Origin of the sequence: Thermogemmatispora sp. (genome assembly GCF_042408735.1) — a bacterium.
Taxonomy (GTDB): Bacteria; Chloroflexota; Ktedonobacteria; order Ktedonobacterales; family Ktedonobacteraceae; genus Thermogemmatispora.
This window is the reverse complement of record NZ_JBHOQV010000128.1, coordinates 1-15,908: the sequence shown is the minus strand read 5'-3', so window position 1 is coordinate 15,908 and position 15,908 is coordinate 1. Positions and strand designations below refer to the sequence as shown.

The window sequence follows — 15,908 nt, the reverse complement described above, 5'->3', positions numbered from 1 at the left end:
GCCCGGCTTCTCGCCCGCTTTGACCCGCCGGAAGAACGCCTTGAACGCCAGATCGACGCGGACCGCGACGTTCTGCAACACCTGAGAGGACACGTTCAAGAGAGAAGGGCGTTCTCGCTTGAGGGCAGGAAAAGTTGCCTGCTGCTGATACAGACTCAGCCCCTTGCCGGTTTGCTCATAAGACCTCCTTACGCTTTTCCAGCAGGTGGTTGTAGAGCCAGCGGCACTCATCCAGGGTGGCTTGCAGCAAGGTGGCTTGTTTCTTGGTTGGATAGATCCGATACACCAACGCTTTGCGCACAATCCAGTGATAGCCTAAAAACACAAGCATGGTCAAGGGGAAGGAGCGCGGCCATTCAGCCCCCTCGCTGAAGCCAGGGGCCTTCTGGCCGCTTAGGGTAAGTTAGCCAGCCAGCTTGCTGCCGGGACCACAGATCCCTGGACAGCGCGAGCATCTCCTCACCCACATGGAGAGCCAGGCAGGGGACGGGAATGAGTTGCTTCCAGCAGAAGCCGTCAGGAGAGAGAGCGGAGGTCGGTCTCTGGCCCGCCCTCCCGCAGCGAGCCGCCCGCTCTTCTCTCCACCTGCTTCGCAGGCTCATTCCGTGCGCAGGGCGATGATCGGGTCGAGACGCGCCGCCCGCACTGCCGGATAAAAGCCGAATGTCACCCCTACCAGAGCCGAGACGCCAAAAGCCAGGAAAATCGAGAGCGGCTGCGGCACAAAAGGCACTCCAAAGTTGGTCGTCATGAGCCAACCCACCAGCAGACCGAGCGTGATCCCAAGCAGCCCTCCAAGCGAGCTAAGGGTCAGAGCCTCAATCAGGAACTGATTGCGAATATCTCGCCTTCGCGCTCCAATCGCCATCCGAATGCCAATCTCACGGGTCCGCTCGGTGACCGAGACGAGCATGATGTTCATAATGCCAATGCCGCCCACCGTCAGGGAGATGCCTGCAATCCCAACCAGGAGCAGGGTCAGGGTCTGCGTGGCCTGCTGGGCCGTCTGCAATAGCTGGTTGGCATTGCGAATCTGGAAGTCAGCGGGACTGCCGGCACCGATGCGGTGGCGCTTTAAAAGAGCAGTATCAACTGCTCGCTGCACTGAGTCGACATATTCAGCTTTATCGACTAAAACCTGAATCTGATCGACATAGCCGGTGTTCTTGAGGCGTATCAGGGCCGCAGTGAAGGGGACGAACACGACGTCGTCCTGGGTGAAGGCCCCAAAGGAGCCTTTCGGCTGCAAGACCCCAACGACGCGAAACATCTGGGTGCCGATACGGATCGTCTGCCCGACGGGATCGGTGCCGGAGGGACCGAAGAGGCTGTTGGCTACCAATTGGCCGAGAACGGCCACCGGCAAACCCGCCAGCTCGTCATGGGCGTTCAACCAGCGCCCGCGGGCGATCTCCCACCCCTGGATCTGCCGATAGCCGGGGTAGACTCCCTGGATGCGCGTATTCCAGTTCTGGCTGCCGTAGACAACTTGTGCTCCCAGGGAAAGGACCGGAGAAACCTGTACAACGTGGGGTATGGAGACCAGGGCATCGGCATCCCCCTGGGTCAGACTCTGTTGCGAGCCAAGGGAGCTGAAAGCTCCGCTGCTGGTGGCCGCCCCGGGAATGATCAACAGGGTATTGGTTCCCAAGACATTCAGACGGGCCTGGATCAGCACGCTGGCCCCTTGTGTCAGCGTCATGGCAGCAATCACGGCAGCCACGCCAATGACGACACCAAGGGTGGTCAGCAGCGAACGCAGACGATTGGCCCACAGAGATTCGAAGGCGCTGGCGAAATTGGCCATCAGTAGGCTACCGCGATGGCTTTCCCGGCGCCTTCCCCATCCGCCGCTGCTGAGAGGCAACGTTTGAGATGGCTGCGACTGGGTCCCAGCCCGCTTATGAGCACCCTGGGCCAGTATGGAACTGCTGGCTGTCATCTGGCGTTCACGCTCAACTGGCTCGCTCATCGCTCTCCCTCCCCAGGAAGCGCCCGATGGCCATCGCTGCCTATCTGATACTGCTGGAACAGCTCATGTTGAGCTGAGCGGGCCTGACCGACCGGTTCATCGCTCACGATTTGCCCATCGCGGAAGAGGATGCACCGACGGGCATAGGCGGCGATGTCGGCCTCATGGGTCACAAGGACAATCGTCAGGCCACGGGCGTTCAAGGCTTGCAAAATGGCCATGATCTCGACGCTGGTTCGACTATCAAGGTTACCGGTCGGCTCGTCAGCGAGCAGCAGAGCAGGATTGTTGACCAGAGCGCGCGCGATGGCGACGCGCTGTTGCTGGCCTCCGGACAGTTGCGAGGGCCGATGGTGGAGACGACTGCCCAGGCCAACCAGCTCCAGGGCCCGGCGCGCGCGCCGCTCTTGCTCGGCGCGGGGCAGTCCGGCGTACATGAGGGGGAGGGCCACATTCTGGAGGGCCGTGGAGCGGGCCAGCAGATGAAAACCCTGGAAGACGAAACCGATGCGCCGATTGCGCACATCGGCCAGCTCGTCTGGGGTCATCTGGCTGACCCTTCGCCCGACAAGCCAATAGTCCCCGCTCGTGGGGCGATCCAGACAGCCGAGCAGATTCATAAAGGTCGTCTTCCCTGAACCGGAAGGGCCCATGATGGCCACAAACTCCCCGGGCCTGACCGTCAGCGAGACCCCACGCAGGGCCACCACACTGGTTTCGCCCAAACGATAGACCTTGGTTAAGTTGCGCACAAGCACGATCGGTGGGCGTCGCTGGGCGACAGGAAGAGACCGGTCGCCGCCCTCTACCAGTTGTAGTTCTCCGTCGCTCATACTTCTCTTCTCTCTAGCTAGCTAGCTTTGAGCATTGGCGCCTTCTCTTGGGCCTGGCTGTCGCCTGGCCTGTCATTACCCGGCCAGGCCGGCCATCGGGATCACCGGGCCTTGTTAGTAAGCAAGGGCTTGCTCTGAACCAGGCAGGTTGCGGCTGTTCCTGCCCGCCATCGGCAGCCCGTCCTTTTTTTGGGTGGTGTCTTTCTGGAAAGGCGATTCCTATTCTGCCTTCTATTAGACCACAAGCACCACTTAGCTGCCCACCTGGTTGAGAGCAGTGAACGGCCCGCCCTGGGCGCCGGTGACAACGCTCTCGCCGACCTCCAGACCCGCCAGCACCTCATAGGTGTTGCCATCGGTCAGCCCGAGCACCACCGGTTTGATCACCCAGCGGTCGCCAGCCCGCTCCAATACGTAGCCAGGTGTCGGCTGCTCCCCTGGCGGAAGGTTGCGCAGGTCCTGCACAAGCTGACGAGCCTGGGCAACAGCGGCCTGGATCTGGGCAGGATCAAGGACAGGCGTACCGTTGCGTCCGCTGAGATTGGCCACGCTGCGCGCGAAGTTGACCGCGTCGACAGGGATCAGCAGGACATCCTCATGCTGGAGAGTGGTAATGGTCAGGTTGGCGGTCATCCCAGGAAGAAGGTGGGCGTCGCGAGCGCTGCTGAGATCGACAGTAATGGTGACCGGGTAGGTGACAACGTTAGAGACGCTCTGGCCTAGTGGCGAGATGGCGCGAATGCTGCCGCGGAACTGGCGATTGCCATAGGCACTGACCGTAAAGTGGACCTGCTGGCCCGTGTTGACCGCCCCAATATCGGCCTCATTGACGTTGGCCGTGATCTGGAGGCTGGAGAGGTCGACAATTTGTATAAAGGCTGCCGTCGCGGGGCTTCCCGCGCTGCCCGCTGTTCCCGTATTCACACCACCGCTCTGGCTGCCACCACCACTGCTGCTGCCAAGGCCACTGACAGAGCCACCAGGATAGCTGCCCACGCTGCCGTTAATGGTGGCCACCACCCCAGCGTGGGGAGCTGTGATGGTGGTCAGGCTCAGATTATGTTGAGCCGTGGTCAACTGGGCCTGGGCCGTCTTTAACTGGCTCTGAGCGTTGTCGACCTGGGCCTGGGCCGAGGCGATCTGGGCCGCAGCCTGACTCTGGGCCTGGGCATATTGGTCTTCTGCCAGTTGCTTGCAGTTTGGAGGAACCGCTTGATTGAGCGCCGGATGGTCACAATTGTAGAGTGCGTTCTGCTCTTGATCGTAGGCTGTGGCCAGGCTGGCATTGGCCTGAGCCTCAACTTTGCTGAGGTTGTTCTGGGCATCGGTGAGCGCCGTCTGGGCAGCATTGACTTGAGCCTGGGCCTGGTTGACGGCATCCTGCAGCGAGGTCGAATCGAGCTTTGCTAGCACCTGGCCGGCGCGTACCTGCTGGCCCACACTGACGTAGAGAGCGGTGATCTTGCCACTCGTAGGAGCAGTAACGTTATAGACGGTTCCCTGCAAGGTGCCAGTGGCGCTGACCACCTGAGTAAAGGTTCCGCGCGCCACCCGCTGGTACTGATAGGTCACTCGCCCTCGCCTGAGAGCCACCACGGTTAAGACGCTCCCCCCAATCAGCACGAACAGCAAAATAAGGCCGATGAGCACTTGCCAGCGCCGCTGCCGCCACCAGGGGCGCCTCGGCTCGGCTGGGCTTAGCTCTTCGAAGATCTGCGTCTCCTGATCGTAGAAATCAGGAATGATCTGCTCTCTACCCTCGGTATGTTCTTGATCAGCCATATGGCTATCAGCTCCTCAACTAAAAATGACATCCATATTACGGCTGGCTCCATCCGTGCACAAAATAACCCTCTTTTCTAAGATACAGGAGCAATTGCATCACTCGGCCCCGGCGAGAAAGAGGGGGAGAAGCAGCGACACCAGGCGTGAGAGCCACCTGTTCCTCCCCAGAGTACCTTAGAGCTAACAGTTTGGGAAAATCCCCATATGCGAGTACGATAAAGGTAGAGCAGAGTTACAGGGCCGATGGCCTGGTACTAGCCCCGCCGGCGTCTGCCTTGCCAGAGCAGCTTTTGCCCGGTGGCTAGTTGAGCAAATCTCTATAGAAACTCAGGGTCGAGCGTTCCTGGCTGGCTCATCAAAGAGCTGGAGAGAGCGGGAAGAGCAAGAGCGATGTTGATCTACGGCTTTGACTGGCAATGCTACCGCGATCAGGTCATGCCCGCCTTCGCGCGCTGGCTGCTCTCCAACGATGCAGCAGCAGTGGAGGCGCTTTATGCAGGAACGCGCCTGGCTTACGAGGAAACCTTTCTTCCCACCGCAATGGGGGCCGCGCGCACCTGGTCGCGAGCATTGGCCTTTGTCAGCGCTCTCCCTCGCGGCCCCCATAGCCTTTGCGAATATCGCCTGCTGTGTTCCGCGGAGGAGTTCACGGCCCTCAGCGATCGCTATCTCTACCGCCATGTGCCTCACCTGCACCGCTGTTCGGAGGCCCTGGCGGCTGTCTGGGGAGCCATCGTTGAGCGCTACTGTGTGCGCAGCGAGAGGCGGAGGCAAGCCCCAGCCGAGGCGAAACCGCAGGCCACCTCAACCCGAGCCGTCGCGGCACTGCTGAGCCAGCCAGTGGAGGGCGAGAGCAGTCCGCAGGCAGCGAGCGAGATCTGCTTTGAGATCAGCGAACCAGGACCGACGGAGTCGCCCCCAGAGGGCTTATCTCTCGGGCAGCATCCGAATGTACTGCGCTTGCGTGGCTGGTTGGCGGCTATCTCGCCTGCGGCGATGGCGCTCTTTGAGTTCCTGGCATGTGGACGACGGGTCCTACCGTTTACAGAGACTTTAGCGCCTGGCCCGCAGGGGATTGTCAGCAGCGTCTCCGTTTGCCACTACATCGGTTATCTGACCCCCAGCGAGGTCGAGAGGCTGGCCCAGTACCTGCGCACAGTCTCCGCTCCAGATCCCAAGGCCGCTGCCAGAGACTACGACCGCTTCCGCCAGAGGCTGGCTGCGGGACAGGAGGCCCCCCTGATCGATGAGGTCCTTCCAACTCACAGCGCTCATTTATTGTCGGCAGTACGCTCTGCCGCCGAGCAGAAGCTCGGTCTGATCTGCCGCCAGCCATGAGGCTCTTTCCTCCTCCCTGGCCTCTTTTGCCCAGCACTCATTCACAGGCCAGATCATGGGGCTTTCCTCCCCTCGCTCGCTCAATTCCCTCACCTCCTCCACCAGACGACTACCGCTGTGACCAGCAAGGTGATAGGATGAATAGCGAAGGCCAGGTAAAGGGGGAAGAGTCAGGAATTGGTTGTTCCTGCTTCTCTCCACTAAAGACATTCCCGCCTATGGAGGAGGTAGCTTCGATGAGCGTGAGCGAAGGAGCTTGTTTTGCTCACATTTTGGAGCGCCTGACACGCGATGCCCTTTTCCAGCTAGAAGACGTGCCAGAGGCTGATCTGAATCGTCAGCTTGAGCTGCCCGAGACCAATACCCTCTTTGCTCTGGCGACCCACCTGGTCGGGGCCGCTGAGTACTGGGTGCTGACCCTCGTCGGACAACGCCAGATTGAGCGCGATCGCTCTGCCGAGTTCCAGGCCCAGGGAGACTTCGACAGCTTGAAAAAGCGCTACGAACGCTGGTTGCAGGCCATGCACGAGGTCCTGGACGCTCTTCCCGATGAACGCCTGCAGGAGCCTGTCACTGGACCAACCACCTATCGCTACGCACCCGCTGATCGTCCTCTGATCGCGCGCGATGCTCTCCTGCATGCCGTGGAGCATAGCGCCCTGCACCTGGGACATATCCAGCTCACGCGCCAGATGCTGGGTCTACCGGCTCGCACCTAGCTGCTGACAGCCCGCAGCCGGAAAACAGGATCGGCATCTCAGGACCGGACACCTTCTCCCTCTCCTGGAGTCCGAAGGAGGAACCGCCCCGCGAGCAGGCCACCTCTGGCGGCTCCTCCCTCGCTCTGTCTTGATACAGGGACCTGCCTCTCCTCCATCCAGCTCCGTTGCCCAAGGCTAACACGCCGACCTCCCTCAGCTCAGAAGGGCCGCCAGAGACTCCAGCAGTCATCAATGCCAGCATGATTAATATACAAATTAGTGCTTGACTTTTTAATCGATATATTCTACAATTTATTTTGAATTATTGGCGACATACCACCTTCTTGGGCAAGCAAGAACTGCCACCGCCGCAGAAGAGCAGGTCAGAGGAGGCCGCTATGACTAGCTTTGCCGAGATCGCCCGGCTTGACAATGCCCCAGTCATTCACGCGCGGCGCAAAGACAAGGCCCTGGTGATCGCCACGCGTGTGCCCTTCAGGGCAGAGATGCTGGAACGCTGGGGCTGGATAGTCACAGTAGTGGACGGAGGCGGCAGAACTCTCGACGGGGAGAGCATCGAGCTACTCTCCGATAACACGGGAGGCAAGTACTGCAAAATACTGAGCTATCAGGACATGCTCAGCTATAGTGATCAGTGGGATTGCCATGACTGGACCCCTGGCTACCCGGGGACCCAGCCCCCGGGTCCTCCACCAGAAGAGGAACGTCTCCTGAGGAGCCTTCAGGCCCTTCATGAGACCCTCAACCAGGTTCCTCGACAGCAAGACCTCTCCGCTCTCTCCGCCTTGCTCCAGGGGCTTAGAGAGCAGCTCACGGCTATTGCCCTCGACACGCAATCTCTCAACGAGCACCTCGAGCGACTTCAACAGGCTCTCGCAGAAAAAGAGCAAGCCCTCGAAGAGAAAATCCTCCAGAATGATAGCGATCTGGCTCAGCAACTTCTGGAGCAGGGACAGCAATGGCAAGATGCCCTCACGCGCCTGGCCTCCGATCTAGAGGACATGTTCAGGAAAACCCTGGCCGAGTCACTGCTCACCAGCAACCTGGAGCAAAAGCTCGAGTCGCTCTCCCAGAGCATGCCTGAATCAACCCAGCGCCTCCACAGTCAGCTCAGCAACCTGGAGCAAAAACTCGAGTCGCTCTCCCAGAGCATGCCTGAATCAACCCAGCGCCTCCATGGTCAGCTCAGCGACCTGGGGCAAAAACTCGAGTCGCTCTCCCAGAGCATGCCTGAATCAACCCAGCGCCTCCATGGTCAGCTCAGCGACCTGGAGCAAAAACTCGAGTCGCTCTCCCAGAGCATGCCTGAATCAACCCAGCGCCTCCACGGTTACCTCAGCAACCTGGAGCAAAAAGTTGAAGCCACCTTCCCCAGCCATATCGCGCCTGCCATCGACGGGCTGGCAGGGGAGCTGCGTGCGACCCTGACCTCCTTACAGGAGCGGCTAGAAGAAGTCGTCCAGGCCGGCAAAAGCGAGATACAGGAACAGGTGACAACAGCGGTAGCCCAGACCAGCACCTTGAAAGCCAGGCTGGAGAGCATCTTTCCTCCAGAAGAGGAAGAGCCAGCCGATCAGGAAGCCAAAAAACTGGCCTCCAGCATTCAAACTCTGTCAGACAAATATCTCAACAGAATTATCATGCGGAGCGATCAATATTTACGTGACTTTAACAAAGAAGCTCGAGATGCTTTCAAATCAGCACAAACCTTTTTTACGATTAGTTTGGTATTGCTTTCAGTCACAATCCTGATCCTGATCACGGCCTTCTTCCGTGGAGCAGATCCAAAACTCATCATTGGCAGTGTCATCGCCAGCATCGTCTCGGCCCTGACAACCGTTCTGGGGGCCTGGAGGGGAATTCAAGAACAGAGCGCCAATCAGAGGCTACAAGCCTTAGGCAGCCTGATGACCAGCGTCCGCCTGGCCCATCTCCAGTTTATGATCGATCGCATCACCGACGATAGCTGGCGTAAAGAGCAATACGAGCAGATCGTTGACCGACTGCTCGACCGCTACTTCTTAACCTGAGTTCGAGCAACCCGACCCAGCCCGACCCGCCCTATCACGAAGTGGGAGGACGTCGTGTGCCAGCAAACACCAGAAAGGGGGAGCCAGAACGTCAAATCACTGAACGTGGATGGGAAAAAGGGGCAGAGGAGCTTAGCCTTCCGCGGCCGCTGGCATCGCAGAAACTGCCGCCTCCAGCAGGGCCACAGCCGAGCAAGCGATCCCCTCACCACGGCCAGTAAAGCCCAGGCCATCGGTGGTCGTGGCCTTGACGCTGACCTGCGCCAGCGGCAGCTCAAGCAGCTCCGCCAGGCGCGCGCGCATCGCCATCACATAGGGAGACAGGCGAGGGCGCTGAGCAATCACCGTCGCATCAACATTGACCACGCGCCAGCCATGCTGGCGCAGCAGATCGCGCGCATAAGTCAAGAAAAGGGCGCTCGGCTGATCCTTCCAGCGCGGGTCACTTGAGGGGAAATGCATCCCTATATCGCCGAGAGCCGCCGCTCCGAGCAGGGCATCCACCAGGGCATGAATCACCACATCGGCATCCGAATGGCCGGCCAAGCCCACCTCTGCCGGAACGCTCACCCCAGCCAGCACCAGCGGTCGCCCTGGAGCAAAGGCGTGAGCATCGAAGCCACAACCGATTCGCAACGTCATCGCGGCCATGTCTCCTGCTGGGCCAGATACTCCGCCAGCAGGAAATCCTCCTGTGTCGTAATCTTCATATTTGAATAGGAGCCTGGGAAGACCGTCACGCGGTAGCCCAGGCGTTCCACGAGGGCAGCGTCGTCGCAGGCTTCGTCGAGGTCCTCCTGAGCGGAGCGAGCATGGTGGGCCTCCCAGAGCACAGAAAAAGCGAAGACCTGCGGAGTCTGGACCAGCCACAGATGAGCGCGCTCAGGTGTCTCGCAGACAGAGTCGCCCTCGACCACCTTGAGAGTATCCTTCACGGGAACCGCGGCCACCGCCGCCTGATGCCGACGAGCCGCCTGTAAGCCGGCCTCAATCAAGGTAGAAGAGACAAAGGGGCGGGCGCCATCATGCACCAGCACCCAGCTGATTCCCGGCAGGCGACGCGCCAGAGCCTCCAGGCCCAGGCGCACCGAATCCTGGCGCCGCGGCCCACCGGGCACAACCGCGATCACCTTGCGCCAGCCCTCCTCGGCCAGCAGCTCACAGGCATCGGCCTCACGAGCAGGGTGGACCACCAGGACAATAGCCTCAATCAGCGGGCACCCCTCAAAAGCATCCACCGTCCGGGCCAGAGTCAAACGCCCGGCCAACGGCGTCCACAGCTTATCGCGACCGGCCATCCGCCGGCTGCTGCCAGCGGCGACGATTACCACAGCGGCTCGTTCCTGCATAGCAATAATCCACCAGCGCCTCCGCCTATAATGAGAGGCACCAGATGCTTGGTGCCTACCCGACATCTACTATGACGTTCGTGGGCAATCAGGGAGAGCCAGGTTCCCCCTTTTTTCTTGGCCTCCATTCTCTGCCTGCAGCTCCCTTGCTGCTACCACCCCACCCGTCCACAGCCGACCTGGCCCGCTCCCAGCCCTCTCCCCTTCTGGCCATCTCCAGACGCTCGGCGCTAGCCCTGACGCTGTTTGCCGGTCGATTGGCCTTGGTTACTAGAGGCCGCATTGCCGCTGCTCTGCTTGGGGTAAGCGAAGATCAGACGCCCAGCGACCGTCTGAATGACCCGCGTCACCGTCACATCGATCGTCATATTCATATACTGGCGGCCACCCTCCACGACGATCATCGTACCATCATCCAGGTAGCCCACTCCCTGGCCCAGCTCCTTACCATCCTGCATAATCTTAATCGAGATCTCCTCGCCGGGCAACAGGACCGGCTTCACGGCGTTGGCCAGCTCATTAATATTGAGGACCTTCACCCCCTGCAGCTCGGCAACGCGGTTGAGGTTGAAATCGTTGGTGATGATCGGACAATGGAGAGCGCGCGCCAGCTTCACCAGCTTGCTATCAACCTCCTCAGAACTGCTCTCCATATCCGTATCCATAATCTCCACCGGCACCGTCGCATCTTTCTGCAGACGATTCAACATCTCCAGGCCATGCCGGCCCCGGTTGCGGCGGAGCGTATCGGCAGAATCGGCGATCCGCTGCAGCTCATTGAGCACAAAACGCGGCACAACCAACTTGCCAAAGATAAAGCCGGTCTGGCTGATATCGGCAATCCGGCCATCGATAATTGCGCTTGTATCAAGCAAAATCTGCGGCCCCGTCGCGTTCGCCAGCGCCTCCGCCTCCCTCGCCCGCTCGCGCTCACGTTCACGCTCGCGCTCCTCCTCCCGCTCACGACGGCGCGTCAAAAAGAGCGACTGAAACATATGGGCCAACTCGCTCTTGCGCAGGACCGCCACCATAGCCCCCAGATAGCCACAGATGAGAGCTGCCACCACGGGCAGAATATGGCCCCAGTTCTCCGGCAAAGCCCCCAGCGGAATGCCAAAGAGCACGGAGATCAGCAGTCCCACAATCAGCCCAATAGTGCCAGCGATCAGATCGCTGACCGCCACCGTTCGCAACTGGTGACTCACCCAGCGATAGGGAACGATGGACACATAGGGTGTGATGACAAAGGCAATTAGTCCACAGGCAAAAGCAATAGCGGCTGACCATTCAAGCTTTTCAAGCAGCGCAGTCGCAAGAGGATGTTCGAAAAAGAAGACGAAAAAACTGACGCTGGCAGCCAGAAGCGCCCCAATGCAGCGAGCGATCGTATTAACAGACATCCCATCAGCCTCCAGAAGGGTGAGAGGTTCGACCACCGACGACGGGCCAGCGTGAGGTAAAGCATGCGGGCAGGAGCAGAATAGATGATAATCAGACAAACAAGAACGATGATTCCGGATAACAGGGCCTGGCCTGCTGTGCTGAACCGCCAGAAACGCGCCCGTCGAATCACAAAAATCGTCATGCCAGCTATAAAGTATACCGTTTTCCAGGGTCAGAATCAAGAGCGAGGATTGGCCTCTGGGAGCGAGAGCCACGATAACGCACGAAACGCTCACCTCCTTTATTTAAGCTCAGCAGATGTTCTGGCCTTGAGATGGGGGCCACTCTTGCTGGTTAGTGTAGCGCGATTTCGAGAGCCACTGCAAGAGTACTGGCGGGAATCACCCGGCACTCCTCAGCCAGGCCGGCCTCCTCCAGTTCACGGCGCACCCGCTCCGTGCGGGCGCTCGCAGGGACCAGGCAGCGCTTGAAGCCTAACTTCGCCGCCTCGCGCACGCGCAGCCCCAGGCGGCTGACCGCGCGCAGCTCTCCCGAGAGGCCGACCTCGCCGATTAAGGCCAGATCGGGCGGGATGCGTCGATCGCGGTAGCTGGAAGCGATCGCTGCGGCCACGCCCAGGTCGACCGCTGGCTCCTCCAACGTGAAGCCGCCGACCACATTAGTATAGACGTCGTGATTGCCCAGGGCCAGGCCGACCCGCTTCGTCAAGACTGCCAGCAGCATCAGCAGGCGATTATGCTCGATCCCATTGGCCGTACAGCGAGCGATCCCGAAATTGCTGGGAGTCACCAGGGCCTGGACCTCGACCAGCAGCGGGCGTGTCCCCTCCATACTCACCACTACCGCTGAGCCGCTGGCGGCCCCGGGGCGCTCGGAGAGGAAGAGAGCTGATGGATTGGGGACCTCTTGCAGTCCCTCGCCATGCATCTCGAAGACCCCGACTTCGTGGGTGGCGCCAAAGCGATTCTTGACGCCGCGCAGCAGCCGATAGGTATGGTAGCGCTCCCCCTCCAGATAGAGCACGCAATCGGCGATGTGTTCCAGGGCCTTCGGCCCTGCCACCGTTCCCTCCTTGGTGACGTGGCCGATAATGAACATCGGAATGTGACTACTTTTAGCCACCTGCATGAGATGCAGCGTGCACTCCCGCACCTGGCTGATGCTGCCCGGGGCCGAGGTCAGATGTGTGGCAAAAACCGTCTGAATAGAATCGATCACCACCAGAGCCGGCTTCAGGCGGGCAATGGCCTCGCAGATCACCTCCAGCTCAACCGTGGCCAACAGATAGAGGCGCTCGCCACTGATCTCCAGCCGCTCAGCGCGCATCTTAATCTGCTCGCTTGACTCCTCACCCGAGACATAGAGGACAGGCCCTACCTGCTCGGCAATATAGCCCGAGACCTGCAACAGCAAGGTCGACTTGCCAATTCCTGGCTCACCGCCAACCAGCGTGAGCGAGCCAGGCACAAGCCCACCGCCCAGCACGCGGTCCATTTCGGCATAGCCGACCGACAGACGGTCATGAGAGAGGGCCTTCACCTGGGGAAGGGGTTGCGGCACCGCCGGGGCAGCAGAGGCCCCCGCGCTTGCCGCTGCCCCGGTCAGAAGGGCATAGCGACGCTGGGGAGTGGCAGCTCCCGAGGCTGGCATCTCGGGCAGAGAGACTTCTTCAAGCGTGTTCCAGGCGCCGCAATCGGGGCAGCGTCCCAGCCACTTCGTCTGCTCCCCACCACACTGCTGACATACGAAGCGCGTACGAGATTTAGGCATAGGACGGCAATCAAAGTTTTCGTTTTATAACCGGCAATGCTCCATTCCAGACGCGGTCGTCCTACCCACCCGGTCGAGCTAGCAACAGATGGCAGGAAGAAGAGCCTTCAGGGCTGTTGGCCTTCTCCGCGGGCAGCAAGTCAGGAAAGAAGCAAACGAGAGCAAAAAAAGAGGAGAGCCTGAGGCGCGGATCAGGCGCCCAAGCGGCTCTCCTCTGCACACACTCAACCTGGCAAGGTTTCGCCAGCGGGGCTGCCCTCGCTGCTGCCCGCGGAGAGGGCGGCCTGCGGCGAAGCCGGGGCGGGCAACTGCTCCAGGCGGCTGCGCACCCGCAGCTCGAGGGCATTGTCGACCACCACCGCCTCGACCACATCGCCGGCATGGAAGCGGCCCTGAAGCAGGCCCTCGGCCAGCGGATCCTCGACGAGACGCTGGATCGTGCGCCGCAGCGGGCGGGCGCCATACTGCGGATCGAAGCCCTCCTTGATCAGGAAGTCCTTGGCGGGCTGCGGGACCACCAGCTCGATCTGCTGCTCCGTCAGCTGATTGCGCACCCGATTGAGCAGCAGGTCGACGATCTGATACATATCCTCGCGGCGGAGCGAGTGGAAGACGATGACCTCATCGATACGGTTCAGGAACTCGGGCTTGAAGGTATTCTTCAGCTCGCCGAGGACCTTATTCTTCATCTCCTCGTACTCGCTCTTATAGGCCTGCTCCTTATCCTTCGTCAGCTTGAAGCCGATCGACGCCTCACGGTTCAGCAAGGTGGCACCGACATTCGACGTCATGATAATGATCGTATTGCGGAAATCCACCGTGCGGCCCTTCGCATCGGTCAGCTTACCATCCTCCAGGATCTGGAGGAGCATATTGAAGACGTCGGGATGGGCCTTCTCAATCTCGTCGAGCAGGATCACGCTATAGGACTTGCGGCGGACCGCCTCCGTCAACTGGCCGCCCTCCTCATAGCCGACATAGCCCGGCGGAGCGCCGACCAGGCGTGCGGCGGCATGGCGCTCCATGAACTCTGACATGTCGATCTTGATAAGGGCGTCCTCGCTGCCAAACATGAACTCGGCGAGCGCGCGGGCCAGCTCGGTCTTACCGACGCCGGTCGGGCCGAGGAAGATGAAGGAGCCGATGGGGCGCTTGGGATCTTTCAGCCCGGCGCGAGCGCGGCGGACGGCGCGCGCGATCTTCTCGATCGCCTCATCCTGGGCGATGACGCGCATATGGAGGGCCTCCTCCATATGGAGCAGGCGCTGGGACTCCTCCTGAGCGATGCGCATCACCGGGATGCCGGTCCACATCGAGACGATCTGAGCGACCTCCTCCTCGCCAACCACAGGGCGATCGCTGCCCCGCTCCTTCTGCCAGCCGGCTTCCAGCTTGGCGATGCGCTCGCGCAGCTTGACCTCGCGATCGCGCAGCTCGGCGGCCAGCTCGTAATCCTGCTGCTGGATGGCGGCCTCCTTCTCGCGCAGCACCGCCTCCAGGCCCTTCTTGGCCTCTTTCAGGTTCAGCGGAGCCAGCGAATGCTGCATGCGCACGCGGCTGGCGGCCTCATCGATCAGATCGATGGCTTTATCCGGCATGAAGCGATCCGTGATATAGCGACTGGCCATCTCGGTCGCCGCCTTGAGGGCCTCATCCGTGATGGTCAAGCGGTGATGGGCCTCATAGCGCTCGCGGATCCCCTTGAGGATCTCGATCGTCTCCTCAATGGTCGGCTCGCGCACGATCACTTCCTGGAAGCGGCGCTGCAGGGCGGCATCGCGCTCGATATACTTACGATACTCATCGAGCGTCGTCGCGCCGATGCACTGGATCTCGCCGCGCGCCAGAGCCGGCTTCAGAATATTGGCCGCGTCGACGGCCCCCTCTGCGGCACCGGCCCCCACCAGCGTATGGACCTCATCGATAAAGATGATGCAGTCGCGACTATTGCGGATCTCCTCAATGATCTTCTTCAGGCGCTCTTCGAACTCGCCACGGTACTTGGTGCCTGCCACCAGGGAGCCGACATCCAGGGTGAGCAGACGTTTGCCCGCGATGGTCTCGGGGACCTCGCCGGCAACGATACGCTGCGCCAGGCCCTCGACGATGGCCGACTTACCGACACCAGGTTCGCCGATCAGCGCAGGATTATTCTTCGTGCGCCGCGAGAGGATCTGAATGACCCGCTCGATCTCCTGATGGCGTCCAATAATGGGATCGAGCTTTCCGGCACGGGCATCAGCCGTCAGATCCACGCCCATAGCGTCGATGGTCGGCGTCTTGGAGTGCTTGGCATCGCGCTCGTGGGGCGAGCCGGACTGGCTGAGCACCTGGATCGTTTGTGTGCGCACCTTCTCCAGGTTGACACCCAGGCTTTCCAGGACACCGGCGGCGATTCCTTCACCCTCGCGCACCAGGCCGAGCAGAAGGTGCTCGGTGCCGATGTAATGGTGGTTCAGACGGCGCGCCTCGTCCACTGCCAGCTCGATGACCTTCTTGGCCCGGGGGGTAAGGCCAATCTCCCCAAGCACGATGCGGTCACCGCGCCCAATGATGAACTCGACGGCGCTGCGCACCTTGTTCAGCTCGACACCCAGATTCGCCAGAACCTTGGCGGCCACACCTTCGCCCTCGCGTACGAGGCCCAAAAGGAGGTGCTCTGTCCCGATGTAGTTATGCTGGAAGCGCTGGGCTTCCTCCTGGGC

At 60.7% G+C, this 15,908-nt stretch carries 12 protein-coding genes; 3 read left to right on the top strand and 9 right to left on the bottom strand.

Going from position 1 to position 15,908, the window contains the following annotated elements; all coding sequences use genetic code 11:
• Window positions 1–175: 175 nt before the first annotated feature.
• From ACFMO7_RS12500 to ACFMO7_RS12485, 4 genes are all read right to left on the bottom strand, one after another.
• On the bottom strand, window positions 176–331 hold the full coding sequence (locus ACFMO7_RS12500) for a helix-turn-helix domain-containing protein (RefSeq protein ID WP_376795890.1): 156 nt from the start codon (window positions 329–331) through the stop codon (window positions 176–178).
• Between the two features lie 267 nt (window positions 332–598).
• A complete protein-coding gene (locus ACFMO7_RS12495; RefSeq protein WP_376795818.1) occupies window positions 599–1,972 on the bottom strand; it encodes an ABC transporter permease in 1,374 nt (457 codons plus the stop codon).
• Window positions 1,969–2,805, bottom strand: coding sequence for an ABC transporter ATP-binding protein (locus ACFMO7_RS12490; RefSeq protein ID WP_376795817.1), 837 nt, complete (start codon window positions 2,803–2,805; stop codon window positions 1,969–1,971). Before ACFMO7_RS12490 ends, ACFMO7_RS12495 begins: the two co-directional genes overlap by 4 nt.
• A 252-nt stretch (window positions 2,806–3,057) precedes the next feature.
• Complete coding sequence (locus tag ACFMO7_RS12485; RefSeq protein WP_376795816.1) at window positions 3,058–4,587, bottom strand: efflux RND transporter periplasmic adaptor subunit; 1,530 nt, start codon at window positions 4,585–4,587, stop codon at window positions 3,058–3,060.
• 393 nt (window positions 4,588–4,980) lie between these two features.
• Here ACFMO7_RS12485 and ACFMO7_RS12480 point away from each other — a divergent pair, with 393 nt between their 5' ends.
• The 3 genes from ACFMO7_RS12480 (at window position 4,981) to ACFMO7_RS12470 (ending at window position 8,680) form a co-directional block, all read left to right on the top strand.
• Complete coding sequence (locus ACFMO7_RS12480) at window positions 4,981–5,928, top strand: hypothetical protein (protein ID WP_376795815.1); 948 nt, start codon at window positions 4,981–4,983, stop codon at window positions 5,926–5,928.
• Between the two features lie 236 nt (window positions 5,929–6,164).
• The gene (locus tag ACFMO7_RS12475) at window positions 6,165–6,647 is read left to right on the top strand and encodes a DinB family protein (protein WP_376795814.1); all 483 of its coding nucleotides are present in this window, start codon (window positions 6,165–6,167) and stop codon (window positions 6,645–6,647) included.
• 380 nt (window positions 6,648–7,027) lie between these two features.
• Window positions 7,028–8,680: a hypothetical protein gene (locus ACFMO7_RS12470; RefSeq protein WP_376795813.1), complete on the top strand. Its 1,653-nt coding sequence runs from the start codon at window positions 7,028–7,030 to the stop codon at window positions 8,678–8,680.
• A gap of 132 nt (window positions 8,681–8,812) precedes the next feature.
• Here ACFMO7_RS12470 and ispF read toward each other — a convergent pair whose 3' ends face one another.
• From ispF to ACFMO7_RS12445, 5 genes are all read right to left on the bottom strand, one after another.
• Window positions 8,813–9,322 (bottom strand): 2-C-methyl-D-erythritol 2,4-cyclodiphosphate synthase, encoded by a 510-nt coding sequence (ispF, locus tag ACFMO7_RS12465; RefSeq protein WP_376795812.1) that lies wholly within the window; start codon window positions 9,320–9,322, stop codon window positions 8,813–8,815.
• The gene (gene ispD / locus ACFMO7_RS12460; RefSeq protein WP_376795811.1) at window positions 9,319–10,029 is read right to left on the bottom strand and encodes a 2-C-methyl-D-erythritol 4-phosphate cytidylyltransferase; all 711 of its coding nucleotides are present in this window, start codon (window positions 10,027–10,029) and stop codon (window positions 9,319–9,321) included. Before ispD ends, ispF begins: the two co-directional genes overlap by 4 nt.
• 230 nt (window positions 10,030–10,259) lie before the next feature.
• Complete coding sequence (locus ACFMO7_RS12455) at window positions 10,260–11,429, bottom strand: PIN/TRAM domain-containing protein (RefSeq protein ID WP_376795810.1); 1,170 nt, start codon at window positions 11,427–11,429, stop codon at window positions 10,260–10,262.
• Between the two features lie 337 nt (window positions 11,430–11,766).
• The gene (gene radA / locus ACFMO7_RS12450) at window positions 11,767–13,203 is read right to left on the bottom strand and encodes a DNA repair protein RadA (RefSeq protein WP_376795809.1); all 1,437 of its coding nucleotides are present in this window, start codon (window positions 13,201–13,203) and stop codon (window positions 11,767–11,769) included.
• A 224-nt stretch (window positions 13,204–13,427) separates the two neighbouring features.
• The coding region (locus ACFMO7_RS12445; protein ID WP_376795808.1) for an ATP-dependent Clp protease ATP-binding subunit at window positions 13,428–15,908 on the bottom strand (2,481 nt) is incomplete at its 5' end.

Bases quoted from the DNA above. Each gene is read 5' to 3' on its own strand.
- ACFMO7_RS12455 (WP_376795810.1), bottom strand. From the start codon at position 11,429: ATGTCTGTTAATACGATCGCTCGCTGCATTGGGGCGCTTCTGGCTGCC.
- ACFMO7_RS12495 (WP_376795818.1), bottom strand. From the start codon at position 1,972: ATGAGCGAGCCAGTTGAGCGTGAACGCCAGATGACAGCCAGCAGTTCC.
- ACFMO7_RS12470 (WP_376795813.1), top strand. From the start codon at position 7,028: ATGACTAGCTTTGCCGAGATCGCCCGGCTTGACAATGCCCCAGTCATT.
- ACFMO7_RS12475 (WP_376795814.1), top strand. From the start codon at position 6,165: ATGAGCGTGAGCGAAGGAGCTTGTTTTGCTCACATTTTGGAGCGCCTG.
- ACFMO7_RS12500 (WP_376795890.1), bottom strand. From the start codon at position 331: ATGCTTGTGTTTTTAGGCTATCACTGGATTGTGCGCAAAGCGTTGGTG.
- ACFMO7_RS12490 (WP_376795817.1), bottom strand. From the start codon at position 2,805: ATGAGCGACGGAGAACTACAACTGGTAGAGGGCGGCGACCGGTCTCTT.
- radA (WP_376795809.1), bottom strand. From the start codon at position 13,203: ATGCCTAAATCTCGTACGCGCTTCGTATGTCAGCAGTGTGGTGGGGAG.
- ispF (WP_376795812.1), bottom strand. From the start codon at position 9,322: ATGACGTTGCGAATCGGTTGTGGCTTCGATGCTCACGCCTTTGCTCCA.
- ispD (WP_376795811.1), bottom strand. From the start codon at position 10,029: ATGCAGGAACGAGCCGCTGTGGTAATCGTCGCCGCTGGCAGCAGCCGG.
- ACFMO7_RS12480 (WP_376795815.1), top strand. From the start codon at position 4,981: ATGTTGATCTACGGCTTTGACTGGCAATGCTACCGCGATCAGGTCATG.
- ACFMO7_RS12485 (WP_376795816.1), bottom strand. From the start codon at position 4,587: ATGGCTGATCAAGAACATACCGAGGGTAGAGAGCAGATCATTCCTGAT.